20 protein-coding genes are annotated in these 25207 nt (G+C 60.6%); 12 read left to right on the top strand and 8 right to left on the bottom strand.

Annotated features, from left to right (window positions below; genetic code table 11):
• Positions 1-2 precede the first annotated feature (2 nt).
• Complete coding sequence (locus AC6BYQ_RS18565; RefSeq protein ID WP_498057340.1) at positions 3-416, bottom strand: YuaE family lipoprotein; 414 nt, start codon at positions 414-416, stop codon at positions 3-5.
• A gap of 758 nt (positions 417-1174) precedes the next feature.
• Between AC6BYQ_RS18565 and AC6BYQ_RS18560 the strand changes: the two genes are divergently transcribed.
• From AC6BYQ_RS18560 to AC6BYQ_RS18525, 8 genes are all read left to right on the top strand, one after another.
• Positions 1175-1705 carry a fimbrial protein gene (locus tag AC6BYQ_RS18560; RefSeq protein ID WP_019455211.1) on the top strand — a complete coding sequence of 177 codons (531 nt, stop codon included), beginning with the start codon at positions 1175-1177 and terminating at the stop codon, positions 1703-1705.
• Positions 1706-1796: 91 nt separating this feature from the next.
• Positions 1797-2345, top strand: a complete 549-nt coding sequence (locus AC6BYQ_RS18555; protein ID WP_019455212.1) for a fimbrial protein — start codon at positions 1797-1799, stop codon at positions 2343-2345.
• A 71-nt stretch (positions 2346-2416) separates the two neighbouring features.
• Positions 2417-4918, top strand: coding sequence for a fimbria/pilus outer membrane usher protein (locus tag AC6BYQ_RS18550; protein WP_197668259.1), 2502 nt, complete (start codon positions 2417-2419; stop codon positions 4916-4918).
• Positions 4919-4942: 24 nt separating this feature from the next.
• Positions 4943-5689 carry a fimbrial biogenesis chaperone gene (locus AC6BYQ_RS18545; protein WP_016930416.1) on the top strand — a complete coding sequence of 249 codons (747 nt, stop codon included), beginning with the start codon at positions 4943-4945 and terminating at the stop codon, positions 5687-5689.
• An 11-nt stretch (positions 5690-5700) separates the two neighbouring features.
• Positions 5701-6312: a fimbrial protein gene (locus tag AC6BYQ_RS18540; RefSeq protein ID WP_498057339.1), complete on the top strand. Its 612-nt coding sequence runs from the start codon at positions 5701-5703 to the stop codon at positions 6310-6312.
• 14 nt (positions 6313-6326) lie between these two features.
• Entirely contained in the window at positions 6327-7331 is a 1005-nt protein-coding gene (locus AC6BYQ_RS18535) for a fimbrial protein (RefSeq protein WP_198637109.1), read from the top strand.
• A 19-nt stretch (positions 7332-7350) separates the two neighbouring features.
• On the top strand, positions 7351-7890 hold the full coding sequence (locus AC6BYQ_RS18530; RefSeq protein WP_019455216.1) for a fimbrial protein: 540 nt from the start codon (positions 7351-7353) through the stop codon (positions 7888-7890).
• Between the two features lie 101 nt (positions 7891-7991).
• Positions 7992-8615 (top strand): LuxR C-terminal-related transcriptional regulator, encoded by a 624-nt coding sequence (locus tag AC6BYQ_RS18525; protein ID WP_498057338.1) that lies wholly within the window; start codon positions 7992-7994, stop codon positions 8613-8615.
• Between the two features lie 13 nt (positions 8616-8628).
• Here AC6BYQ_RS18525 and AC6BYQ_RS18520 read toward each other — a convergent pair whose 3' ends face one another.
• From AC6BYQ_RS18520 to AC6BYQ_RS18495, 6 genes are all read right to left on the bottom strand, one after another.
• Complete coding sequence (locus tag AC6BYQ_RS18520) at positions 8629-9672, bottom strand: fimbrial protein (RefSeq protein WP_498057337.1); 1044 nt, start codon at positions 9670-9672, stop codon at positions 8629-8631.
• A 90-nt stretch (positions 9673-9762) separates the two neighbouring features.
• Positions 9763-12243, bottom strand: coding sequence for a fimbria/pilus outer membrane usher protein (locus AC6BYQ_RS18515; RefSeq protein WP_498057336.1), 2481 nt, complete (start codon positions 12241-12243; stop codon positions 9763-9765).
• 103 nt (positions 12244-12346) lie between these two features.
• Positions 12347-13054 carry a fimbrial biogenesis chaperone gene (locus tag AC6BYQ_RS18510; protein ID WP_498057335.1) on the bottom strand — a complete coding sequence of 236 codons (708 nt, stop codon included), beginning with the start codon at positions 13052-13054 and terminating at the stop codon, positions 12347-12349.
• A 51-nt stretch (positions 13055-13105) separates the two neighbouring features.
• Positions 13106-13648 carry a fimbrial protein gene (locus tag AC6BYQ_RS18505; RefSeq protein WP_498057334.1) on the bottom strand — a complete coding sequence of 181 codons (543 nt, stop codon included), beginning with the start codon at positions 13646-13648 and terminating at the stop codon, positions 13106-13108.
• Between the two features lie 106 nt (positions 13649-13754).
• Positions 13755-14141, bottom strand: a complete 387-nt coding sequence (locus AC6BYQ_RS18500) for a winged helix-turn-helix domain-containing protein (protein ID WP_498057333.1) — start codon at positions 14139-14141, stop codon at positions 13755-13757.
• Between the two features lie 883 nt (positions 14142-15024).
• Positions 15025-15936, bottom strand: a complete 912-nt coding sequence (locus tag AC6BYQ_RS18495) for an arginase family protein (RefSeq protein WP_498057332.1) — start codon at positions 15934-15936, stop codon at positions 15025-15027.
• A gap of 161 nt (positions 15937-16097) precedes the next feature.
• Between AC6BYQ_RS18495 and pdxR the strand changes: the two genes are divergently transcribed.
• Positions 16098-17591: a MocR-like pyridoxine biosynthesis transcription factor PdxR gene (pdxR, locus tag AC6BYQ_RS18490; RefSeq protein WP_498057331.1), complete on the top strand. Its 1494-nt coding sequence runs from the start codon at positions 16098-16100 to the stop codon at positions 17589-17591.
• Here the strand turns inward: pdxR and AC6BYQ_RS18485 are convergent.
• Positions 17588-18505: a DMT family transporter gene (locus AC6BYQ_RS18485; RefSeq protein ID WP_498057330.1), complete on the bottom strand. Its 918-nt coding sequence runs from the start codon at positions 18503-18505 to the stop codon at positions 17588-17590. The two genes, pdxR and AC6BYQ_RS18485, sit on opposite strands and share 4 nt — an antisense overlap.
• A 298-nt stretch (positions 18506-18803) precedes the next feature.
• Between AC6BYQ_RS18485 and AC6BYQ_RS18480 the strand changes: the two genes are divergently transcribed.
• Genes AC6BYQ_RS18480 through AC6BYQ_RS18470 form a run of 3 tightly spaced genes read left to right on the top strand, consistent with a single transcriptional unit; the run spans position 18804 to position 25188 of the window.
• Positions 18804-20054, top strand: a complete 1251-nt coding sequence (locus AC6BYQ_RS18480; protein WP_498057329.1) for an SrfA family protein — start codon at positions 18804-18806, stop codon at positions 20052-20054.
• A complete protein-coding gene (locus tag AC6BYQ_RS18475) occupies positions 20054-22999 on the top strand; it encodes a virulence factor SrfB (RefSeq protein WP_498057367.1) in 2946 nt (981 codons plus the stop codon). Before AC6BYQ_RS18480 ends, AC6BYQ_RS18475 begins: the two co-directional genes overlap by 1 nt.
• Positions 22996-25188: a virulence factor SrfC family protein gene (locus AC6BYQ_RS18470; RefSeq protein WP_498057327.1), complete on the top strand. Its 2193-nt coding sequence runs from the start codon at positions 22996-22998 to the stop codon at positions 25186-25188. The genes AC6BYQ_RS18475 and AC6BYQ_RS18470 overlap by 4 nt, the downstream gene beginning before the upstream one ends.
• Positions 25189-25207: the final 19 nt, after the last annotated feature.

The raw sequence follows: 25207 nt of genomic DNA, 5'->3' as shown, positions 1-25207 counted from the left end.
GGCTACAGATTCTCGACCCGGTCAGACAGATCGGACATCAGCTCATGTTCGACGTCGGCGCAGAATTTCTCGATTTTATATTGATAAAGCGCATCAATAGCTTTGCGGGTGCTTTCATCTACGTTGCCGCGCACCCCGGCATATCCGGAGGCGTTGGAAAGCAGGCCGTTAAAATAGGCTATGCGTTTTTGATAGCTTTGCGGATTAATATTCTTTAAGGAATTAACCCGTTGCTGACAAAGCGCGATGCGCTGTTCATCAGATTTATCATTAGGATTGTTCTGTGAAAGTTTTTTCACGGAATTCAGGTTTGTCTTGCTACCGCCTGCACAGCCAGAAAGCGCCATAACAGAAAACAAAAATATGGCCAAACCCACCGTGCGGCGTCCGCCGCAAGCATTAATCATCGTTATCATTCCGTTTATAATCCTTTAATTGTCACGCAAGTCATCATTATGTAGCGAACGGCAGCAACGCATGCCTTAATTTGATTAATCAAAATGGGTTAGGCAGTGAAAAATCCCTATCACGCAATGCGATAGAATAATTCACTACCGGTGCAATTGTTATTTAATTGTTAACCAATTAGGTCTAAACGCTGGCTAAACGCGAATAAGAAACCCCACTCCCTCATGCACAAACAACCATGAAATAACAATAAAAACAATAAATTATGTTTTATATTTTGTTTCAGTAAGGAAATTCAGCCTCTGCTGCCTAAGGACGATATTAGCAAAACAATATTGTGAATTGTAGGTGCCACCCTATTTCCCCCGATCTAATATCTCGCATATCGTTATTTATATAGTGATTTATACTGGATAATATTTGTATACGATCTATTGATTTTAAAGCAAATATATTTCTTTTTCCTTTTGGTTTTATATTCTGAATTTGACTTAATTTAATAAAATCTATTTCCAAGCAATACTATTATTTGCAAGAATATTCCCAGCAACACGTCACACTTAAAACTCGTATTTTATTTACCAAGAAATCCATTGCTGATTTCCAAAATCTCGTTATTTCTCATAAATAACGGATGTTGGCGTATTGCCCAGAGCAAAAGGATCTGGCTCCAGCCGTACGGCCGGCGACATGGCGTTGCCGCCGCTGCGGGGGATTTAGATGTGCTGTTCTTTTTATTTAAAAACTCTCTACAGGAACCTGAGAAATGAAACTGAATAAATTAATGCTGGCAACTGTGATTGCTTTCGCTTCTGCATCTGTTGCTCATGCCGCATCTAATCAGGGCAGCGGTAAAGTCACCTTTACCGGCGAAATTATCGATGCGCCATGCAGCGTCGCACCGGAATCCGTTGACCAAACCGTGCCAATGGGCCAGATCAGCAGCCGCATCCTGGCCAACCAGGGTAAATCCAGCATGCAGCCTTTCAACATCGAACTGAAAGATTGCTCCATCTCCACCATGAAAAACGTCAAAGTGACCTTTACCGGCACGCCTGATCCGGTCAACAACAAATTGCTGGCCCTGAGCGGCACGGCAACCGGCGCCGGCATCGTGATCTACGACAACCTGCACTCCAAAGAAGTGGAACTGGGCACTGCGACCGACGGTCAGGGCCTGAACGACGGCGACAACTCGCTGAAATTCGCCGCTTACCTGCAGGGCAGCAGCGCCTCCGCCGCCGTGGTGCCGGGCGACTTCACCAGCGTGGCGAACTTCACCCTGGCTTACCTGTAATACCCCACAGGGGATGCCCCAGGGCATCCCCCGCTTTATTGCATGCCGACGAGAGCGGCAAGGGAACAGGGAAAGACAGGGAGACGCCAGCATGACTATCCGCCTTTGCGGTCTGTTGCTCATCGCGCTCAGCGTAGGCAACGCGGCGGCAGCGAAAAATCAGGGCCACGGCAAAGTCAGCCTGGGCGGCACCATCGTCGAAACACCGTGCGGCATCGCCAGCGACAGCCTGGATCAAACCGTCGATTTCGGTCTGATTTCCATGACCGACGCCTCACAGGACGGGCAATCGGTGCTGATCGGCAGCCGTCGCCATTTCACGATCAAACTGGTGAATTGCGAACTGGCCAGCCAGGTGAAGCCCGACTTTATCTATCGCGCGGCCAACGTCACGTTCGACGGCACCGCCGACAGCCGAGATCCTTCCCTGTTGGGCGTGTATGGCGAGGCGCAAGGCGTGGCTATCGAGCTGTTGACCGATGCCGGCGCCCCGATCCCGCTCGGCAGCACGACGGCGGATTATCAGATCGTCGCCGGCGACAACACGCTGCGTTTCGGCGCGCAGCTGCGCATACATCCCGATAAGGCGCGGGCGGGCGGCTTCAGCTCTCTGGCCAAATTCACCCTGTCTTATCTCTAGCGCCGGCGGGCGCTGCACAGCATTACGTATTCAGGTCGTACGGATGACCTGCTATTGGGCGCGGACTTGCCATGAGTGATTATGTTATGACGTCATTACTGACACGGAAACACCTACCTCTCCTCGTCATTCTGTCTTTCCTCTGGGTGCGTCCGGCATTTTCCGCCACGGAATTCAATACCGACGTCCTGGATATCGGCGAGCGCAGCAAAGTGGATCTTTCGCGCTTCTCCGACGCCGACTACGTCATGCCCGGCGCTTATTTGCTGGATATCAAGATCAACCAGAAAACGCTGCCTCAGCGCAGCATTCAGTATTTACCGTCACCAGATAACAAGAGCGGCAGCCAGGTGTGCCTGCCGCCCGACCTGGTGGAAAAAATGGCGTTGAAGGAAGAGGCGGCCAAGAAAGTCACCCTGTGGCACGACAACCAGTGCGCCGACATTCGCGCGATCAAAGGTGCGACCGTCTCCGATCGCATCGGCGGCGGCGTGCTGGCGATCACCATCCCGCAGGCATGGATGAAATACTCCGATCCCGACTGGACGCCGCCCGAACAGTGGGATGACGGCATTCCCGGCCTGCTGCTGGATTACAACGTCAGCGGCCAGCTAGGCAAACAGAGCCATAACAACAACACCGCCCAGAACCTGAGCAGCTACGGCACCTTGGGCGCCAACCTGGGCGCCTGGCGCCTGCGCGCGGACTTCCAGTCCAATTACAACCAGCAGGCCGGCGATCGCAGCACCGGTTTCGACTGGAACCAGATCTACGCCTACCGCGCGCTGCCGATGCAGGCCGCCAAGCTGACGGTGGGCGAGATCTATCTCGACTCCGGGGTGTTCGACGCCTATCGCTTCACCGGCCTCAACCTGGCCAGCGACGAGCGCATGCTGCCGCCTAATCTGCAGGGCTATGCGCCGGAAGTGCGCGGCATCGCCAAGAGCAACGCCAAGATCACCGTCTCGCAGGAAGGCCGCACGCTGTACGAAACCACCGTGCCCGCCGGGCCGTTCGCCATTCAGGATCTCAACAGCTCGGTGCGCGGCAAGCTGGACGTCAAAGTGGAAGAGCAGGACGGCACCGTCTCGACCTTCCAGGTGGACACCGCCACCATTCCGTACCTGACCCGGCCGGGCTACGTGCGCTACAACGTGGCGCTGGGCAAGACCTCGGCCTACGACCACCGCACTCAGGGGCCGCTGTTTTCCGCCAGCGACTTCTCCTGGGGGTTAAGCAACGCCTGGTCGCTGTATGGCGGCGCGCTGCTCGGCGGCGACTATAACGCCTGGGCGCTCGGCCTCGGCCGCGATCTGAACGTGTTCGGCGCCATGTCGCTGGACGTCACCCAGTCGATCGCCCGTCTGCCCGGCGAGCCGACCGCCAGCGGCATGTCGTTCAAGCTCAACTACGCCAAACGCTTCGACGAGCTGAACAGCCAGATCACCTTCGCCGGCTACCGCTTCTCGCAGCGCAAGTTCATGAACATGTCGCAATATCTGCAGGAGCGTTACGGTGATTACGACAAGAATTACAACGGCCGGCAGAAAGAGCTGTACACCATCACCGCCAGCAAAACCTTTATGGCGGAAGACACCACCAAGGCGATCACCGCCTACCTGACCTACTCGCACCAAACCTATTGGGACGCGCGAACTCAGGATCGTTACGGCCTGTCGGCCAGCAAGCTGTTCAGCATCGGCGATATCAGCAACATCACCGCCTCGCTGTCGGCTTACCGCACCTATTACCAGGGCCGCACCGACGATAGCGTGATGCTCAACTTCACCGTGCCGATCGGCGATCGCCGCCGTGTCGGCTATGCGCTGCAAACCAACAATGGCGACGTGACGCAGACCGCGTCGTACAACGACTACAGCGATCCGGACAATACCTGGCAGGTCAGCGGCGGCTTTAATCAGTCCGGCAAATCGCTGGCGCGCGGGTACTACACCCACAACGCCTCGTTCGGCTCGCTGAACGCCAGCGCCTCTTATCAGCAGGACAGCTACTCGTCGATCGGCGGTTCGTTCCGCGGCGGCCTCACCGCTACCCGGTACGGCATCGCGGCGCACCAAAACTCGAGCAACGGCGGCAGCCGCATGATGCTCGACACCGACGGCATCGCCGGCGTGCCGATCAACAACGGCCGCGCCTACAGCAACCGTTTCGGGCTGGCGGTGATTTCCGACATCACCAGCTACTACAACACCGACACCCGCATCGACGTCAACAAGCTGGCGGACGACGTCGAGGCCACCCGCGCAGTGGTGCAAGGCACGCTGACCGAAGGCGCCATCGGCTACCGCCACTTCGAGGTGGTGAAAGGCAGCAAGCTGCTGGCCACCATTCGCCTTGCGGACGGCAGCGAACCGCCGTTCGGCGCCGCGGTGCTGAGCGAGAAAGGCCGCGAGGTCGCGGTGGTCAACGACGGCGGCTCGGTCTACCTGACCGGCGTGCAGCCGGAGGAAAAACTGGACGTCGCCTGGGAAGGTCAACGCCGCTGCCGCATCGTGATCCCGGGCGCCGCCAAGCCGCTGGACCAGCTGCTGCTGCCGTGCGCCACCCTGTAATCCGTAACGCTGAGAAATGATGACATGAACAAACACCCGATAACGCTACTGACCGCCGCCGGCCTGGCCTTGAGCGCCGTACTGCCCACCGCCGACGCGGCGATATCGCTGGATCGCACGCGCGCCGTCTATGTGAGCGACGCCAAATCGATCAGCCTGAATATCGTCAACGAAAACAAAGAGCTGCCCTTCCTGGCGCAGTCCTGGCTGGAGAACGAGCAGCACCAGAAAATCACCTCGCCGCTGGTGGTGCTGCCGCCGTTGCAGCGCGTGGAGCCGAGCGAGCGCAGCGTAGTGCGCATCACCAAAACGCCGGAGGCGGATCGTCTACCGCAGGATCGCGAGTCGGTGTTCTACTTCAACCTGCGCGAGATCCCGCCGAAAAGCACCAAAACCAACGTGATGCAGCTGGCGCTGCAAACGCAGATCAAGCTGTTCTACCGGCCGAAGGCGATTGTCGCGCCCAAGGGTGAAGTGTGGCAGGAAAAGCTGGTGTTCCGTAAAAGCGGCGGCGCCATCACCGTCGACAACCCGACGCCGTTTTACATCACCCTGACCGGCATGACGCGGCAGACACAAAAACAGGGCGGCGGCGCGATCGGCGGTTTTCAACCACTGATGCTGAAGCCGAAATCCAGCGAAAGCCTCAAGCTGCACGACACCGGCATGAACAGCTTCGTCATCACCTACATCAACGACTACGGCGGCCACCCCGAGCTGCGCTTCGCCTGCAACGGCAGCGTTTGCACCGCCGTGCCCGAGAAAAAATAAGGAGGTCCAGCATGGCTGAATTCACCGATCGACTGCGCCCGCTGCTGCTCGGCGCGCTGCTGTGCGGCGGCAGCGCGCTGGCGGCAACGCCGCTGGGCGTGATCGAAGGCACGACCGGCACCGTCAGCTTTCACGGCGGCCTGCTCAGCTCTCCCTGCAGCCTGACGCCGGATAGCCGGGATCAGGCCGTCGATCTGGGCGACGTCAGCGCACGCGACTTCCGAAACGCCGGCGATCGCAGTGCGCCGGTGCGTTTTCGCCTCTCGTTCCGCAACTGCCTGCTGGGCGCGCGAGCGCTGGCGGATAACCCGGCCGGCCCGCGCAACGGCGACGCCGGCCGCCTCTACCTGCAGGGTGAGCAGGCCGCCACGCTGGTGTTCCTCGGCGAAAGCGACGTCGACAATCCGTCGCTGCTGAAGCTGAACGGCGGCGTGCAAGGCATCGGCCTGCGGCTGCAAGATCAGCAGGGCCGCGCGCTGGAACTGAATCAGCGCAGCCGCCCCTACATTCTGCAGCCCGGCAGCAACACCCTGTGGTTCAGCGCCAGCGTGGAATCCACCCAGCGGGCGGTGATGGCGGCCGGGTTCGCCGCCGTGGCGCATATTCAGGTGATTTACCTGTGAGGTTCGAGAACGCAATGAAAACTCAACTGACCAAACTCTGCCTGCCGCTGGCGATCGCGCTGGCGGCCCCCGCCGCCTGGGCCAACGGCTATGTCACGCCGGACGGCGGGCCGAAACAGTTCTATATCGACCTCAATCAAAGCAACATCACCAACCAGGTGGGGTTCACCAAACAGTTTCCCTATTCATTAGGCGGTACCTATACCGGCAAGGCCTACTGCGATACGCCGATCCCCCGAAGCCCGCACTTTTACAAGTCGGATTCGGCGCTGCCCCCCTCTGACTACGGCAACGGCTTCCTACAGTTGAACGACTTCCTGGATTTAAAAGCCGAAGTGTGGATTGCAGGTAATAAGAAGGCCTATGTCACCGTGCCTTTTTACAACGAATCCAACGAGTATCCCAATCACAGTTGCTCACCGCCTTATGTGCAGGTCAACAACTATGAAAGCGGTTCAAAAGGCCGCATCACCTTCCGGGTGCGCAAGAAGATCATCAACGGCGTCGAGATTAACGATCGGCAGATCATCGAGATGTACGGCCGTCTCGGCTCGACCGACGGCGGCTTCGGCCCTAATCCGATGGCGCAGGTGTTTATCCAGTCCGCGATCCTTTATGTGCCGGATAAATGCGTGGTGAACGAAGGCCAGCTGATCAACGTGGAGTTCGGCGAGATCGGCGGCAGCGATCTCAACGGCTCGAACTACCCGCAAAGCATCCCGGTGCGTTTCCAGTGCGAGGGCGGCAGCTTCGAGGACGGCACGCTGAACATCAAGCTGGCGGTGTCGGGTACGGCGGCCTCCTTCAGCAACGAGGTGTTCAAAACCGACAAGAACGATCTCGGCATCCGGCTGACCCACAACGGCCAGCTGGTCATCCCGAATGAGTTTTATCCGGTGCCGAACATCGGCAACGGCGGTTCCTGGAACCTGGTGGCGGCGCCGTTCGCCAACGGCGGCACGGAGATCGGTGAAGGGGAATTCAACGCGTCGGCCACCATCGTGGCGGCATTCCAGTAACCGAGGGAGGAACGAAAAAATGCGTCTACGCGCTTTAACGCTGCTGGTCTGCGCGCCCTGGTGGGTTGCCGTCATGCCGGCAGCGGCGAACACCGAGCTTATCGGCGCACCGGTGCAGTTCCACGGCACCGTGGTGAGCCGCCCGTGCAATATCGAACCGCAGTCCGCCGATCAACTGGTGGAGATGGGCACGGTGATCGTCAAAACCCTGTACCGCTACGGCCATACCACGCCGGTGCCGTTCAGCATCAAGCTGACCGACTGCAAGACCACGGTGTTCAAATCCGTCAGCGTGACCTTCAGCGGCACCGAAGACGGAGAACTGCCGGGCAAGCTGGCGATCAACAACGGCGCGAACGGCGCCGCCATCGCCCTGTTCGATCATCAGGGCGCGGACATCGATTTGAACAAGGCCACCAGCGCCGTCGCGCTGCAAAACGGCCCCAACAGCCTGAACTTCACCGCCTATGTGCAGGGGCGGCCCAGCGCGATTCAAAACCAAAGCATTACCGAAGGCGAATTCACGTCCGTCGCCAATTTTGTGCTGGCGTACCAATAAGCCCCGCACCTTCCCAGGGAAATCAGGAAAACGACCGGCGCGCAATCGCCGGCGATTGGCCGTCACCGTTCGCTCCGGCGCGGCCTTTTAAGGAGGTACCCATGCCAGATATTCGCTTCACGCTGTTCGACAGCGATAACTTCTACCAGCAGGGGCTGCGTCTGCTGCTGCAGGACTATCTGCACTCCCTGAACGAATGCCATCGCCTGTACCCGCAGTTCTCGCCGCTGGCGCTGCAGGCATTGGATAACATCGAAATCGTGCTTCGCACGCCGGAAGAGCGCTGGGGCTGCGCCAGCTGCTATCAAAGCCCCTACGGCACCCCGCGCCAACGGCAGCTGACCCTGCTGATCCTCGACGACGCGACCCAGCAACAGGTAAAAAATTCGCCGCCGCTGTTCAGCATCCATCGGCGCGATTCGGCCTACGCCATCCGCCTCAAGCTGCAGATGGCGTTGGAAAAGTTCATCCAGCACCCGTGGGTGGCGCTGCACGCCGCCGGCATGTGGAAATGCCAGGCTTGCCGCATCGCCGCGCTCAGCCACTGCGAGAAAAAGGTGCTGGGTTTGATGAGCAGCGGCATGTCCGCCTGCAGCATCGCCGGCCTGCTGCAACGCAGCCAGAAAACCATCAGCGCCCATAAACGCTCGGCGATGCGCAAGCTGAACGTGCGTAAAAACAGCGAGTTGAATAAGGTGCTGCTCAATCAGCGGGGGCTGAATTAACCGCCCCGCCGGTTCAATAGTAATTGATGTTGAAAGTGACGGTCGCGTCGGCGGCGCCCGGCGTGACCGTAGGCTCGGTTTGAATATAGCGGGCCTTCAACGGAATGCTGAAAGACGTGGGCGTTGCAGGGGAAAGCGGCACGTTGATCTCCCGCGAGAACTGCACCGGCCGCGGGGATGATGCACCATAAGCCAACTGAATGCCGACTCCGCCGGCGCTGCCGCTGCCGTCTTTAAGCCCCATGATGCCGTTGACGTCATCAATCACCGCCGTGTTGGGCGTCAGCGAAAGCGCCAAGCTGTTGGCGGTCGTGCTGGTCGTGCCGCTATCGCCATCGCGGGAATAATAGGTCTCCGCGCTGCCGTAAAACTTCGGGCAGTTCAGCAGGCGAATCGACGCATCCTGCCATTCAGTCACGCTCCCCTTGCCCCGGAAATACCGCCCCATGTCATATTTGCCCATGGCGACAAACACATCCGGCGTAGTGCAGCTCTGCGACACGACGTTAATCGCGCCGGTAAAACAGATCTTCATCGCCAGCATAGGTTCGGCCAGCGGGCCAATCTTGTTGACCCAACAGGGCAGATCGTCGCCGGTAATAATGCCAGGTTGCACGTCACCGATCTTAATCAACCGAATGCGATACTTGTAACCGTTCGCCGACCATCCATGGTAGCGCAACACCCCCGTACCGCCCGAAATCATCGGCAACGCGTAATCGAGATCGTAATTGTCAATAAACACGCCAACGCCGGGCAAACCGGTTTCATAAACCTTGCCGAAATTGCCGCTCCACGGCGACAGCGGATGCGGCAGCGTTTCATGATTGATGTAGGTGCCGACGAATCTCTGTTCTTCGGTACACTCGACCCAGACCGTCCTGAACGCCGGATTAAAATTTTGCGAGTACAATACCGTGCCGACAGGCACATCCGGCCCCACGGTAAGATGACTGGAAACAAAAGGCGCGTTCACATACAGCGTGCTTTTCAAGTCGGAGTTCGCCATATAATCACAGCCGGCCCGTGCCGATTTGACCAGCGTCAGCGTTAACATAACGCAAGCCAACCAGATAAAGTGGGTGTGTCGCAGCTTCACGCGGATACCTCTCATTCAGTGTCGGCGCCTGGCGCCGCCGGTTTGTTTTTAACTAAGAACGCTCGATTTTTCCGCCCCGGCATGCCGGCGGCAGAGCGTTTTAAAGCGTTGCAACGCCTGTGGCGTATTCTGCTGTTGCGGCATCAACATGTAGCTCAGGCGGCATTGTTTATCCCCGCCACTCCCCCAGCGGACACGCAGCGTCCCTTTATCCCGCCCGACCCGCGCATAGATGACGCCCCCTTGCCCCACCGCGCCGACCACCTCGCCGTCACTGTCGAGCACCTCGGCGCCGAACGGCGCTGGAGCCCCTGCAAATAGGGTTTCGATCAGGATTGGCGTTCCTTTTCGCGCGTTATATTTCACTTTGACCAACGCGCCGGAATAGGGCGCGACCTTGCGCGTTGTCGTTTCCAGTTCGACATCAAACGCGGCGCCTTTGGGATCCAGACTGATTTCATTGAGTTGATACGGGTTCAGGTAAGGCACCAACGCATAACCGCGTGCATCGACAGCAACTCCCGGATAGCTGGAGACACCGGCGCCTTCGGCGCCTTTCGCCTCCACCAGCGCAAAGGTTTCAGAACCGTAAGAGCTGAATGACACGCCGCCGGCATGCCCCACCAGGGTGCCGCTGAGGCCGGCGGAGGCGCTGCGATAACCTTCGCCTGCGCTGTAAGAACCGCTGAATAGCGCCGTTTGGCCACGATACTGGCCGTTCAACGAACCGCTGGCGCCATTGCGATTGGCGTTCATCGCGCTCAGACCGTAGCTGAACTGATTGGCGGCGCCTGAATTGCCGGAAATCGCCGCCTGTTGACTCGTCGCCCCGTGGCTGTCGTGCGCCAGACCAAGACGCAGCTGCGGTGTGCCGGCGTTGTCGCGGCGCCCCAACGGCAGGCTGATATTCAGCAAAAAGCTGTTTTGCGCCAGGCCGTTGCTCGCCTGGCTGCGCGCCGCGCTCAGGCCATAAGTCATCGAACGATAGCTGTTGCTGTAACCCAACTGATACTGCTTATCGCGTCCTCGCCCGTTCCAGTAATCCTGCAGCGAGCCGCTGACATAAAGCTGTCCCCACCCGGAGGCCAGCCCCTGAGCCACAGAGAAAGTCAGACGATGCTTGGTGCGCGATACGGCGTTTTCCCCCTCGCCCTGCGCCATGCGCTCACGCGTTTGCATGGCGGTCATCAAGTCCATGTAGCCCGAGGTCGAAAACCGATAGGCGGCCAGCGACAGGCTGCTGTTGGTTTCATTGACTACCTTGCTGTAGCTGAGCCGATAACTCTGCCCGCTCTGGCGCCGCTCGCGGTTCAGTCGGCTGGCGCTTTGAGTCACGTCAAACCCCACCGCGCCCAACGAGGTGCCGAACGCGGCACCCAGCTGCATGGCCTGATACTCTTTGGCGGCCTGCAGACCACCGTAACCGGTCAATCCATTGGTCAGCCCCCGCTGGTAAGTCGCCTGATACAGCCAGGGCTTTTCCCGCAGCGAGTCGCTGTCGACTTTGCCCAACACCGCTTCGTAACGATCGGCCCCCGGACGCAGCAGTTGGGTGACCGCCGCGTACGGCACGCTGAACACGCTCTGCGCGCCATCCGCTTCACGCACCGTAACCTCCAGATCGCCGCCATAGCCGGTGGGATACAGATCGTCGATCACAAACGCCCCGGGGGTCACCGTGGTCTGATAGATAATCTGTCCGCCTTGCCGCACGGTCACCTGCGCGTTGGTTCTGGCGATGCCGTGAATTTCCGGCGCATAGCCGCGCTGCGACTCCGGCAACATCCGTTCATCGCTGGCGAGCTGAACGCCGCTAAACGGCAACGTGTCAAACAGTTGGCCGGTCGTGTTCGATTGGCCGATAACGCCTCGGCCCTGCCACGCGGGAATATCGCGCTGCAGGTAAGTATTGATGCTGGCGTAGTCGGACGCGCCGTTCTGCGTCCAGTGATAAGCGCCGTTATGCCGCAGATACCAGGCGCCCAGGTTGGCGCCGCCGGACAAGCCGCCATAGAAGGAGTTGTAGTCCGCTCCGCGCGACGAACTGGAATAACCGTTCAGGTTGTAATTCAGAAACAGGGCCGCGACGCCGCTGTCCCATTGCGCGGGATCAACGCTGCCACGCGCGGTTCTACGCATATAAATTTGCGGTATCACAATATCCAGCCGCTGCTCGCCGCTGTCGAAATTCATCTGCGCATCAGGCACTTGCTGCGGCAGATCAAAACACGCACCCTGCTGCGTCAGCGGAGCCTTCGGCAACGCAGCCTCGTTAAACGCTATCCCCTCGACGATATCCGCCGTCAGGCAAGGATACAGGCTGCGATCGGCGCGGGTTTTGAACTCAATCTCTTTAGTGCCGATGCCTTCGCCGTTGATATAAACCGCCGCTCGATGCTTTCCGGCCAGCCCTGAAGCCCCGCGGGCAAACCGCGTTAAATCGACTTCACTGCGTTCACCTACATAGAGAAATGACGAATCGAACTCGATGCTCTCGGCACCGGCAGGGCCGCTTAATGCCCCAATCACGCACAGTGCCGCCGGCGTTAAGCGCCATGAGCTATTACGATTAACGCACGCGGCGCTGAATTCTCCGGTCATGTCTCTCTCCCCGTCAGCCGCAACTACTCGCTTACTTGACCATGGCATCGAATTTATGGACGGCGCCGTAATCATTGACGAATTCAACACTCAGCGTTTTTCCCGCCGCGACGCTGATGCCTTTGAACGCCAACGAGGAGTACGGTGCGACCATTTGCCCCTCAATCTCCTTACCATTGGCGGCAAGGCTGACCAGCGAAACGAAATACGGCGTTGGGTTAGTCGCCGTGACGCCGCCCGGTGTCGCGGACCAGTTCAATGTTGTTGCCGCCTCATTGGCGTCGCCGTTCAGGCTCGCCGGCCTGAAGAACAGCTTGATGCGCGAGCGAAAGGCCATTTGCAGCAGATTTTCATCACCTTTAAGCTGCTTTTTAGCCGGGATCTCCAGCACGTTAAGCCAGTAAACACTCTCCTTATCCGTCGGCAACGGCGCCCCGGTGTAGCTCAGGCGCAATGTCTGCCCTTTACCGGCATCGATTCGATTAATCGGCGGCGTCAAAATAAAAGGCACATTGATATTTTCCGGCTTCGCCGTCGGATCGCCGGCATCAACCCAGCTTTGAATGAGTACCGGCGATTTGCCCACATTATTTAATTTCACCGTAACTTCTTTATCCGATGATAAATAAATTACCCGTGTCCCATGAATAACTACGCTGGCGGAAGCCATCATGGAAAAAGAGGCAATAATCGCCAGAAAAATTGCATGCGCAAAAATACGAGGCTTGATGCTCATCATCGCTCCAATCACTATTGGGAATACAGGGGGGAGAGCCCCCCTGATAAACGGTTATTTGTACTGCAGGGAATACACGACGCTGCCCACTACCGAGCCTGCGCTCGCCACGCCCATGGAGTAGTATTCAACGACATACGGCAGAGTGACGATGCCGGTGGAGGGAATGGCGTAGTAAGTGGCGTTCGCTATCTGGCTTGGGTTACCCGCGACGATCGGATTAAAAGAGCCGGAGCCCTCACGCAACTGCAATACAACATTGCTCGCCGAACCCGTATTACGCAAACGTCCGCTCGAATCGACCCCTGCACCGGCCTCAAAGTAAGCGGCTGCAGACTTCATCACCCCTTGGCAATTATTCAGTTTCAGCTCAAACGCCGTACGGCCGGCGGTCCAGCTCGCCGTTTTCAGCTGCTCTTGGCTGACAGGCGGCAGCAGAACGGCGCTTTCATTTTCCTGCCCATTCAGCCGCACGTCGCAGGTCATCGAGGTCACGGTACCGCTAAAGTTGATTGTCCCGTTATTGGCTGCCAGAGCCTGGCTTACCAGGCCGGGCAAACCCAGCAAAGCGAACAATATCGCAGAGGACTTTTTCATATAGACTCCTGATTATTTTAAATATCACGCACTCTATTGCCTGCCATTTCCATATGTCACGCTCAACAGGAACGAGAATATCGACATGCGTATTTTTATTACGCCATTAGCTGTAGAATAAAGGCGTAACGACAGGGTTATTGAGAGCATAACCCGCCCCCTTCACATTAATAATGAAGTCATGCGGCAAACCTATCACATCAAGCCTTAGCCGGAGTTCTTTAATAGTTTGCCAAAGTTTTTGGCTGGATGAGGCATAACTGTTTTCATCCCAAACCTTTCTCAGTATTTCCGTTTTAGTGAGCTTCTGGCCGTTACCATGATGCTGCAACAAAAACACCAGCAGGCGCATCATGGCATCATTTAACGTCACCGCGCTAAAGTGAACCCATTTCTCCGGCGCCAGAGATTTTATTCTCACCAACCTTTTATTGGCGATATCCAGCTGAATATCGTTATCTATGATAAAACCGAACAGATGGCGTTCCATCATCAAGATTCCCTGGATAAAAAAGAAAGTAAAGTCGCATCATTTAGATTCATAATGTCTATAGATCATTATAAATTCAGAAACCTCTTGGGCAATCCCCTTAAATTAATCAGTTTTCAGGACAATGGAGAGACATAATAAGAGATTACCGCCATGATAATGACAAGTAGCCAGCGTTTTATGCCATCATTCTCTCCACCCAAGAGAAAAATCTCAATTATCACCAACATCAAAACATGAGTTTTAAATCCTGCATTTTTAAAAAAAACAGGTGTAAACTTCAAAAACACGCAGAATAGATCTGATCAGCTGAGCTAAGCACCTCAAGCCCTTCTTCACCTCCTCTCTTATTATGTTGAAAACATGATTAATCATGATCATTTAAATTAATATTAATAATGAAACCTGTATTTTTATAGCACAGACATATAATACACAAAAACAATTCAAAATAGTTTTATATATTTAAAATTAATTTAAAGTTAAAATAAAACACTTATTAATTATCTATAAATAGGTTTTAATATCGCTAAGATAGGAAAAAAATATAATTTTAAGCATATCAGACTTAGGGATTAACTTAATTTTAAGAAAATATGTAGGCTTGTTCGGCCAATCGCTGCCGAAGGCCAAGGGGAATATCGCAACCAGCTGATACGGACGGCGCCGGGCGCAACCTAAAGTGTTTCGCAGCGCGATATCTGATATTAACGTGCACCTCATCTTTGACGTTAGGCCTGCTCTGTCACCAGCCAATTCCAAACAGCCACGGCACCTCTGCGGTTAAAACACAAAAGCCGTCATCAGAACCTCTGCCATGAGCCTTATTTCAAGTCCGCCGCCAGTCATCAATGCATGATGTCACCCCATTAGAAGCCTGGTGACATTATGTATGGTTGATCCGAAACATCGCCGCCAATATATCGACAAGCAGCGCCGCATAATGGCCGGCGGGGTCGAGATCGGGATCGAATACCGTCACCGTCATGCCGCAGCACAGCGGATTTTGCAGCAGACGCGCGCCGATATTCTCCAGCCATTGCCGATCGATGCCGGGTGACCCCGGCGAATCGACCGCCGGCATCACTGTTTGGTCGAGCACGTCCACGTCGAAATGCAGCCAGAAACGCCACTGCGGCTGCGCGGCCAATACCCGCTCGATACGCCGGACAATTTCCGCCTCGCCGATCTGATGGGCGGTAAAAACGTCGATGCGCTCGATCGCCGTCTGCGCAATATCCGGCCAGGCGAAGTCTGCATCCCGGTTTTCGCGCTCCCCCAACTGCACAATCTGCCGTTCCGGCACCAGCGGCGGCGCGATGCCGGGCCAGGTCGTCAGCAGGGGCTCGCCGCGGCCGCTCGCCAGCGCCAAATCCATCCCTGCCGCCGCACCCAGCATCTGTGCCGTATCGTAGTTGCCGGGGTGGCGAAAGTCGCTGTGACCATCGATATGCACCAGCGACAGTGGCCCCGCCCGGCGCGCCCCGGCCAGCGCCCCCAACAGGATCGAACAGTCGCCGCCGACAACCAACGGAAAGTCTCCTTGCCCCTGCACAGCAGCAACCGCCTCCGCCAACTGTAGATTGAAGGCGCGGATAGCATGCCCATTGCGGATGCGAGTGCCGGGCTGCGCCAGCGGCGAATAAGGCCGTTGCGGCAAGGTGCTGACCGCGCTCGCCGCCAGCCTTTCCACCAGCCGCTGCGCCATCAGCGCCTGCGGCGCCCGCCAGACGCCGGGCACATGGCCGGGCCGCAACGGCCGCAGGCCCAGATTGCTCGGTGCAAGAATGAGGTGCATACGCGCGATCTCCGTGCAAAAAACGTCGTCGTAGCCAAAAGCATAAGCGCCGTAGCGCCGAGCGCGCGTTCTTTTTTCAATCTTGCATGGCGCATAGCGCACAGGGCAAAAGCGGTTTACTCTGAATGTCTATTTTCACACCGTAAAGCGAACCGGAACTCATGCCCAGAACAGCCAAAGTCGTTGACGTTCCCGCCCTCGGCGAGCTCGATCGCCAGGCGGGTCAGCTTAGCCACCAGCTGGCGCAGGCTCTGCGTCAGGCCATCCACCGCGGCGATCTGAAAGCGGGCGATCTGCTGCCCTCGACGCGCCGGCTGTCGGCGGCGCTGAATCTGGCGCGCGGCACGGTGTTGGAGGCGTTCGCCCAACTGACGGCGGAAGGCTTTCTCGAACCGCAGCCCGGCTCCGGCACCCGAGTTGCTCACTATCAGGCGCCGCGCCGCCTGCCACACGCCACCGTACAGGTCAGTCCGCCGGCGGCGGCGCCGCTTTCTTCACAGGCGCAGCATCTGGCGCGCTTTGCCGCTCAGGCGCGGGCGCTGCCGCCGGTGCCGTTCACCGTCTCGGTGCCGATCGGCGATACCGCGCCCGACGATGTCTGGCGGCGGCTCGGCAACCGCATCCGGGCACGCGGCCCCGGCGCGCCTTCGGGCTATGGCGATCCTCTGGGCGCATTGCCGCTGCGCGAAGCCATCTGCGACTATGTGCGGCGTTCCCGCTCCGTGAACTGCACGCCGCAGCAAATCCTCATTACCTCCGGCACCCAGCAGGGGTTGTATCTGGCCGCGCAGATCCTGCTGGACGCCGGCGACAGCGCCTGGGTAGAAGACCCCGCCTACGCCGGCATTACCGCCATTTTCGACAGCCTGTTTCGCGACCGCCGCATGGTCAGGGTGCCCGTCGCCGACGACGGCATCGACGTCGCCGCGGGCATCCGTCTGGCCGCCGACGCCCGCGCCGCCTTTGTCACGCCGTCGCATCAATATCCGCTGGGCATGCCGATGAGCATGGCGAAAAGAAGCGCCCTGCTGGCCTGGGCCAGAGAGCGGCAGGCCTGGATCGTGGAGGATGATTACGACAGCGAGATGCGCTATGCCGGTCATCCGTTCCCCTCGCTGCAAGGGCTGGCACCCGAACGGACGCTCTATCTCGGCACCTTCAGCAAGGTGCTGTTCCCGTCATTGCGGCTGGGTTACGCCATCGTGCCGCCGCCGCTGGTCGACGCGTTTTGCGGCGCCAGGATCCTGATGGATCGCCATCCGCCCAGCGCGGATCAACACGTGCTGGCCGCCTTTATCGCCGAAGGGTATCTCGACCGGCATATCCGCAAAATGCGCGGCGTCTACGCCGAGAAACGCCGGGTGCTGATCGAGGCGATCAACGCACATATCCCGGCCGAGTTGGCGATGGTGCAGCCCTGCGATCAGGGCATGCACATGGTGCTGTGGCTGAGGAAAGATCTCGACGACGCACAGATCGCCCTGCGCGCCAACCAAGCCGGGCTGGCGCTGCGGGCGGTATCGCCGATGTATGCACCCGGCAACGGTGAACCGGGGCTGGTGCTGGGGTTGGGCGGTTATGCCGATCGCCAGGTACAACAGGCGGTGGAGCGGCTCGCAGAGGTGATCCAAACCTGCGCCCGCAACGGTGCCTAGCGGGAAAAACGTTTGGCACCGAACACGCAAACTACCACGCCGGCCATCACGGCGATCATCATCGGCTGAACGGTCTCATGCAGCAGCCAGCCCGCCAGCGCCAGGCCGAAAAACGGCTGCAGCAACTGCAGCTGGCCAACCGCGGCGATGCCGCCCTGCGCCAGGCCGCGATACCAGAAGATAAACCCGATCCACATGCTGAACACCGAGACATAAACCAGCGACAGCCACGCCTTGCCGCTGACCACGGGCCATCCGGCCGGCGCCGCCAGCCAGGCGGCCGCCAGCGTCAACGGCAACGCCACCACCAGCGCCCAGGAGATCACCTGCCAGCCGCCAAGCCGGCGCGACAGCACCGCACCCTCGGCATAACCCAGACCGCACAGCAACACCGCCCCGACCATCAACGCATCCCCCAGCCAGGAGCCGCCGCTCCCCTGACTCAGTGCGAAGGCCCCCACCAGCGCGGCGCCGACGCCCGAAAACGCCCAAAAAGCGGGCTTGGGCCGCTCTCCGCCGCGCAAAACGCCAAAACCGGCGGTCGCCAGCGGCAGCAGGCCGATATACACCAGCGAGTGCGCCGAGGTGGTGTGTTGCAGCGCCAGCGCCGTCAGCAGCGGAAAACCGATGACCACGCCGAGCGCCACAAACAGCAACGGCGCTAAATCGGCCCGCGTCGGCCGCGCCTGGCGGGTAAGCAGCAGTGCGCACAGGGCCAGCAAGGCGGCGATCGCCGCCCTGACCGCAGTCAAAAACAGCGGATCGAGCTCCAGCACCGCCACCCGGGTGGCGGGCAACGAGCCGCTGAAGATAATCATGCCGATGAAGCCGTTCATCCAGCCCTGAGCCGAATGCCCGGCGGCGGGATGAACGGTAGAGGTAACCACAAGAGTTTTTTCAGACTGGCTGTCCATGATGCGAACGCTCCGCACGCCTGAGGCATACCGAAATCGGCAACCCGCGAGGCGATGCCATAAGTGAAAGAGAACATCGTTCCCCAGCGCAGCTTGCAGGGGCTGCGTTCTATTTTTCAGATAAAGCGGTTCAGAGACAGGTCCAGATAGCGAGATTTTTGCTGTACCGGTTAGCAAAGCGCGGCGCTAACGCCAAAGAAGGGCGTTTTTCGGGCTGTCCTTGGCCGTTTGGCGGCGCAGTCGGCGCGGTATCATGGACTTTTATGCGTTTTTGTAGAACAGGACAAGGTGCGGCGCCGTGGTGAAACCCTTCTTACGCAGTGGCAGTTTGGATGATGTGCTGGCTTTAGGCGCGAACGGGCAACCGGTCTACGCCTGCGCGCAGCAGCTGCGGGAAACCCTGCGCCTTCGCCGGCAGCAGCAGGCCGCCGACTGCCTGGCGATCCCGCAGCCGAACGAAAGCGGCACCCGCATCGACTGGTATGCGCCCTTCCCCGGCAAGGTCACCTCCTGGCTGGCGGCGAGCGATGCCCAGCGAGCGCAGGCGGTGCGCCACCTGGAACACTGCCTGACGACCTTCCGCAGCCTGACGGAACAAACCCAGGCGACCGATCACCCCAGCCACCGCCTGTTCGGCGCGCTGCTGGCCAAAGCGATGCATATCCCCGATCCCAACCACGTCTATCTGGTGGACGACCGGCCGGTGCTGACCTTTTGGGGCTTTATCAAACCGCAGGCGCAGAGCCCGGACGATCCTTTGGCCTGCCTGCGGCCTGCCGAAACGGAAGTGGAAAAACCGGCGCCGATCGCCGCCACCCCGCGCAAACCGGCCATGGCCGAGCCGGTAACACCGGCTCCGGCAGCAGAACCTGAACCGGTGCCCACCCCGGCCGAAACCGTCGCGCCCCCGGTAGCCGCACGCCCACGCCGGCACCGCGCTATCTGGATAGGATTGCCGCTCATGCTGCTACTGGGCGGCGCCTTGGCCGGCTGGCTGGGCCGTTCGCCGACCCCGCCTGCGCCTTCACCGGCACCGCTGGCCGCAAAACCACAGCCGGCGTCGCCGGTGAAGGCGGCCGCACCGTTGCCAAAACTGCACTTGCCGCTGGCGCACGCGACGCTGATGCCGCCGCCACCGGCGCCGGTCCTCCCGCAGCCGGTGGACAAAAATGCCCTGGTGCTGCCACCCGAAGCGGTAAAGGCCGGTTCCACCCGTTTTCTTAACGGCAAATGGCGCGCCACGGTGGCGCTGAAAGATCCGATCACCGGCAAACGCCCCAGCCTGCAATACCGTCTGAACGCGGGCAAGGGCAACGCCATCATCGCCTACGGCGACGGCGTCAGTTGCCGGGTGGCGGTCGAGGCCGGGCTGATGCAGTCCGGCAATCTGGTGATCAACAGCCGAACCAAGGCGCGCTGCAGCGACGGCAGCCGCTACCAGATCCCGGAAATCGTCTGCCGCCAGGGCGAGACCGGGGCGGCGGAGTGCACCGGCCGCTACGATGCGGACACCACCTATCCCATGACGTTCAAGCGCGAGAGTAAATGATGCTGGCACCCCTTACGGACTACAAACACGGCATTACGCTGATTCAGGACAGCGGCATCCAGTTTCTGGACTTTGCCCTGACGCCGCTGCTGGACGCCGAGTTTCCCGGCAAATTCGTGCGCAAGACCGCCAGCGGCCCGTTGCTGCGCCTGCAATGGGAGGCCGAGAGCGGCAAATACCAGCTGCCGGCCGAAGGCGGACAGGCCGCCGAGGTGGTACGGCCGGAGTTCAGCTATCCGCTGCAGCAGTCGCTGCGCCTGCTGGATAAGCTCTGGCTGCCGTTGCCGTTCCTGCGCCACACCCCGGCGGGCGTGTTTTTATCAGGCCCGGATAACTGGGCGCGCCTGCAGGTGGTGCAGTTGGATGAGCCGGATCAGGACGGTCACCTGCTGCGCGTGGTGCTGGCCTTCGACACCCGTGCCGCCGCGCCCGGCCAGGAAGCGCTGGCGCCGGGCGATAGCGATCTCGGCGCCGGCCTTAACTTCGCGCTGGCGCACCGCAATCACGAACTGGGCGAGTTTCTCGATCTGACCTGGGTGGACGGCTGGCTGCGTGAGGCGTTCACCCAGCGCGCCACCGAGCTGGAACAGCGCGCCGAGGCGGAGATCAACGCCGGGCTGAAAACCTTCGAGTACCAGGCGCACTACCTCAACCTGCTGCACATGCTCGGCCATCAGCTGGCGGTGCCGCAGATAAAAATGGCGGCTGCGACGCTGCAACAGCCGGCGATCGACGTCGATCTGGTGCTGGACGTCGGCAACTCCCACACCTGCGGCGTATTGGTCGAAGACCATCCGGAAGAGAGCAACGGCCTGAAGCAAACCTATGAGCTGCAGCTGCGATCGCTGTCCGAGCCGCATCGCGTCTATAACGAACTGTTCGAGAGTCGGGTGGAGTTTTCTCAGGCCGTCTTCGGCAAGCCGCATCTGTCTTTCCAGAGCGGGCGCGACGACGCCTTCCAATGGCCCTCCATCACCCGGGTCGGCCGCGAAGCCGCGCAGTTGGCGCAGCGACGCGAAGGGCATGAAGGCACCACCGGCATCTCCAGCCCGCGCCGCTATCTGTGGGATGAGGAGCGCTATGCGCCCGGCTGGCGCTTCAACGAACGGCACGAACCGATGGCCGCCGCCGCGCCGTTGACCACGCTGATCAACGATGAGGGCATACCGCTGTCCGCCCTGCCGACGGCGCAACGGCTGCCGGTATTCGCCGCCCATTACAGCCGCAGTGCGGTGATGAGCCTGATGTTGAGCGAGCTGTTGGCGCAGGCGCTGATGCAGATCAACAGCATCGCCCAGCGCAGCCGCATGCCGAACGCCGCCGCACCGCGCCGTCTGCGCGCCATCATTCTGACGCTGCCTTCGGCGATGCCGAAGCCGGAGCGCGAACTCTTCCGCCGCCGCATGCAGGAAGCGATCGGGCTGGTGTGGAAAGCCCTCGGCTGGCACCCGCAGGATGCGCCGTTCGACGGCGAACACATCCGCTTCCCGGCGCCGCAGGTGCAGATCGAGTGGGACGAAGCCACCTGCGGCCAGATGGTCTATCTGTACAACGAAACCCAGGTGAACTTCGCCGGCCGCACCGATGCCTTCTTCGCCGCCATGGCGCGGCCCGATCGGCCGCTGGCGCCGGGTGAACAGGCCGGCAAGACATTGCGCATCGCCTCTATCGACATTGGCGGCGGCACCACGGATCTGGCGATAACGCACTACTCACTCGACGACGGCGTGGGCAGCAACATCAAAATCAATCCGCGCCTGCTGTTCCGTGAGGGCTTTAAGGTCGCCGGCGACGACATCCTGCTGGACATCATTCAGCAGTTTGTCCTGCCCGCCGTACAACAGGCGGTCGAGGCCGCCGGCGTGAGCGCCGCAGCGGCGCTGATGGATAAGCTGTTCGGCAACGAAGGGCGCATGGACGGGCTATCCACCCTGCGCCAGCAGGCCGCGCTGCAGATTTTCATGCCCGCCGGGCGCGCACTGCTCGGTGCCTATGAAGAATACGATCCGCTGGACAGCCGCGCGGAAATCGCCGCCAGCCTCGGCGATCTGCTGCCGCAACGGCCGACGCCGCAGGTGCTGGCGTTTATCAACGGCGAAGTGCAACGCGAAGCCGACAGCGACGCCTTCGATATCCTGCACACGCCGCTGGTGATCCGTCTGGCCGACCTGCACGCCGCCTTCTTGTCCGATCGCATCGGCATCGGCCACTGTCTGCGCCTGCTGGCCGAAGTGGTGGCGCTGTATACCTGCGACGTACTGCTGCTGACCGGCCGCCCGGCGCGCTTCCCCGGCGTACAGGCACTGCTGCGCCACCTGCAGCCGCTGCCCGCCAGCCGCATTCTGCCGCTTGAGGGCTATCACACCCGCAGCTGGTATCCGTTTAACAAACGCGGCCGCATCGACAATCCCAAATCCACCGCCGCCGTGGGCGCCATGCTGTGCCTGCTGGCGATCGATCTACGGCTGGAAAGCTTTTACTTCAACGTCGGGGATTTCCAGCCCTATTCCACCATTCGCTATCTGGGCATGCTGGACGGCAACAACATGCTGGCGGACGATAACGTCTACTACCGCGACATCGATCTGGATCGCGCCGATTTCGCGCTCGATCCCGCCGGCAGCTTCCAGCTGCGCGGCCCGCTGCGTTTGGGCTTCCGCCAGCTGGACAACGAACGCTGGCCGGCCTCGCCGCTCTATACGCTGACCATCAATGACGCCCAGCTGGCGCGCAAGCTGGCCGGCGACGCGGTGATCAGTCTGCGGCTGGCCATCACCGCCAGCGCCGAACAGGGCGCTGAGAGCGTCAAGATCGCGCAGGCGCTGCTGGCCGACGGCAGCCCCGTCCCGGCGCACCACCTGCAACTGAAACTCAATACCCTGGCTGCCAGCGCCTCCGGTGCGACCCACTACTGGATAGACAGCGGGAGCATTTACCCACGATGAACACACAAACCTTCGCCCCAGCGGCCCCGAATAACGCGCTCAGCGCCGGCATATTGCAGGCGATCGACTGGGTAGACGCCGCACGCCGCCAATCCCCCCGCCTGGAGCGGGAGGCCGATCGCCTGATACAGCGTCTGCGCCGTTGCCATAACCGTGCCGCCCGGTTGGAAAACACCCGGCCTGCACAGCTCGCCATCGGTTTGTATGGCCACAACGCCGCCGCCAAAGCCCATTTGTTGGCGGCGCTGGCGCCGGGCGCAAAGCGCTTCAACGCGGACATTTCGCTCGCGGTGCGCTACTGCACGGCGGCCGAAGCGGGCCCCGCCGAGTATCCGATCGCCCTCGCCCTGCTCAATGAAGCGCAGTGGCTGGCCATCACGCTCGACGCCGCGGCGATGAGCGGCTTCCGCCCGGACTGGGACGCCCGCGCGATCGCCGACCATCTGCAGACGCTGGCGCGCCACCGCCAGACGATCGCCGTCGACGGCCTTGACGGCAACGATGTGCTGGCGCTGTGGGACAGCCTGCGCCGCCACGGCGGCAAAGCACAACACACGCTGGACAGGCACTTCTGGCCGCAGGCGGTGACGCTGGCGCCGCAGTTGAGCATCGACGATCGCGCGCGCCTGTTTGCGCCGCTGTGGGGGGAGGAGCCGACGCTGACGGCGCGTTATCGCCAGTTGGCGCACGCGCTGCAGGCCCTCGGCGGCAGCCGGCAGGTTCACGCTCCGCGCCGCGCGCTGGCGCTGCTGACGGCGAGCACCGCGCCGGAAAACGCCGCGTTCGCCGTGCTGACCGAACAAGGCGATGAGCGGGAGATTGGGCTAAGCGATCTGGCCTGGCTGACCGCTGAAGTGACCACCGCCCTGCCGCCAGCGTCGCAGGCAGGCCTGCCCGCCGACGTAGCCCTGATCGACCTGCCCGGCAGCCGCAGCTGCCCGCAGGCAGAGCCGACGCAGCGCCTGCAGCAGGCGAAGCGCGCCCATTTGCTGACCCGCTGTGCGGACGGCCTGCATGCCAGCCTGCTGCTGGTGACCGATGCCGCCGCAACACCGCAGGACGCTGGGCGCATCGGCCAGGCGCTCGCCGGCTGGGTCGACCACACCCAGGGGGAAACCCCGGCGCTGCGCCAGCGCCGCAAGCCCGGTTTAATCTGGGCTATCACGCCGTTCGACCAACGCCAGGAAGGCAAATCGCGCCCCGACGACGCCGTTCAGCGCCAGGTCGGCGAACCCGGTGACAGCTGGGCCACGCTGCTGGCGCTGGATGAGCAGGATTGCCGCCGCATGGTGAACTACCTGGCCGCACAGGCGCGCCCGGCCCACAAGCAAGCGCGCTTGCTCGAGCTGCGCGAAGAGTTGCAGCGCGAGCTGACGGAAAGCCTGCTCGGCAACTGGCTCACCGCCGCCGATCCGCACGCGACCCAACAACGCGCCCAACAGCTGCTGCGCGCGCTGCAGGCGCAGGCCGGCCGCCACGGCGAACTGCTGGAACGATTGTTGCCCCAGCGCGATACGCTGCGCCAGCTCTATCAGCAACAGCAGCACGCCGCGCCGACCCCGACGGCGACGCCTTCACCGTTCGGACTGGATATCGATCTGTTCGGCGCACAAGAACCCGCGGCGGCGGGCGGACAACCGGCATCGCCTTTTGCCGCGCGAATCTTCGCAGACTGGATCAATCATCTGCGCGCACTGCCGGACAACCGGCAGCTGTTGGACCTGCTCGGCGTCGACAAACCGCACCTCGAACTGTTGGTCGATGCGCTGATCGGCGCCGCCTGCCGCCTGCAGCTCGATGATGAGCTGCAGCGCGCACTGTGCGCCGGCGGCCTGCCGGAACAAGGGGAAGATCGGCAGATCAGCCAGGCGTTGGCGCTGCTGGGCGACTTCGTCGCCTGGCTCGGCTTCCAGCGGCGCGATGCGGCAACGCGCCCCGAGAGCCGCGTCAACCCCGGCCAGCCGATCTTTACCCCGCCGCCGCAGCCGGCAGTGGACTGGAGCGGCCAGCAGCGGCTCACCCGGCTGGCGCCGACGCCGACCAAAAATACCGCGTTTTATATCTATGACTGGCTGATCGGCCTGCAGACCTTGCTGGCGGAGAATGCGGCGCAGGCGCAGCCCGCGCTGGCAGACGAGCAGCGCGCCGAGCTGGCGGCGATCGTCGCCGCCCTGCGCGCTGTACCGTAGCGGACACAATCCGGGTCGG

It is taken from the genome of Serratia sp. LTN-2, assembly GCF_059740205.1.
Note: the sequence above shows the minus strand (reverse complement) of the source record. Positions and strands in the feature narration are given on the sequence as shown.

Bases quoted from the DNA above. Each gene is read 5' to 3' on its own strand.
- AC6BYQ_RS18560 (WP_019455211.1), top strand. From the start codon at position 1,175: ATGAAACTGAATAAATTAATGCTGGCAACTGTGATTGCTTTCGCTTCT.
- AC6BYQ_RS18485 (WP_498057330.1), bottom strand. From the start codon at position 18,505: ATGGACAGCCAGTCTGAAAAAACTCTTGTGGTTACCTCTACCGTTCAT.
- AC6BYQ_RS18565 (WP_498057340.1), bottom strand. From the start codon at position 416: ATGATAACGATGATTAATGCTTGCGGCGGACGCCGCACGGTGGGTTTG.
- AC6BYQ_RS18535 (WP_198637109.1), top strand. From the start codon at position 6,327: ATGAAAACTCAACTGACCAAACTCTGCCTGCCGCTGGCGATCGCGCTG.
- AC6BYQ_RS18525 (WP_498057338.1), top strand. From the start codon at position 7,992: ATGCCAGATATTCGCTTCACGCTGTTCGACAGCGATAACTTCTACCAG.
- AC6BYQ_RS18540 (WP_498057339.1), top strand. From the start codon at position 5,701: ATGGCTGAATTCACCGATCGACTGCGCCCGCTGCTGCTCGGCGCGCTG.
- AC6BYQ_RS18510 (WP_498057335.1), bottom strand. From the start codon at position 13,054: ATGATGAGCATCAAGCCTCGTATTTTTGCGCATGCAATTTTTCTGGCG.
- AC6BYQ_RS18470 (WP_498057327.1), top strand. From the start codon at position 22,996: ATGAACACACAAACCTTCGCCCCAGCGGCCCCGAATAACGCGCTCAGC.
- AC6BYQ_RS18500 (WP_498057333.1), bottom strand. From the start codon at position 14,141: ATGATGGAACGCCATCTGTTCGGTTTTATCATAGATAACGATATTCAG.
- AC6BYQ_RS18495 (WP_498057332.1), bottom strand. From the start codon at position 15,936: ATGCACCTCATTCTTGCACCGAGCAATCTGGGCCTGCGGCCGTTGCGG.
- AC6BYQ_RS18475 (WP_498057367.1), top strand. From the start codon at position 20,054: ATGCTGGCACCCCTTACGGACTACAAACACGGCATTACGCTGATTCAG.
- pdxR (WP_498057331.1), top strand. From the start codon at position 16,098: ATGCCCAGAACAGCCAAAGTCGTTGACGTTCCCGCCCTCGGCGAGCTC.
- AC6BYQ_RS18545 (WP_016930416.1), top strand. From the start codon at position 4,943: ATGAACAAACACCCGATAACGCTACTGACCGCCGCCGGCCTGGCCTTG.
- AC6BYQ_RS18550 (WP_197668259.1), top strand. From the start codon at position 2,417: ATGAGTGATTATGTTATGACGTCATTACTGACACGGAAACACCTACCT.
- AC6BYQ_RS18520 (WP_498057337.1), bottom strand. From the start codon at position 9,672: ATGTTAACGCTGACGCTGGTCAAATCGGCACGGGCCGGCTGTGATTAT.
- AC6BYQ_RS18555 (WP_019455212.1), top strand. From the start codon at position 1,797: ATGACTATCCGCCTTTGCGGTCTGTTGCTCATCGCGCTCAGCGTAGGC.
- AC6BYQ_RS18505 (WP_498057334.1), bottom strand. From the start codon at position 13,648: ATGAAAAAGTCCTCTGCGATATTGTTCGCTTTGCTGGGTTTGCCCGGC.
- AC6BYQ_RS18530 (WP_019455216.1), top strand. From the start codon at position 7,351: ATGCGTCTACGCGCTTTAACGCTGCTGGTCTGCGCGCCCTGGTGGGTT.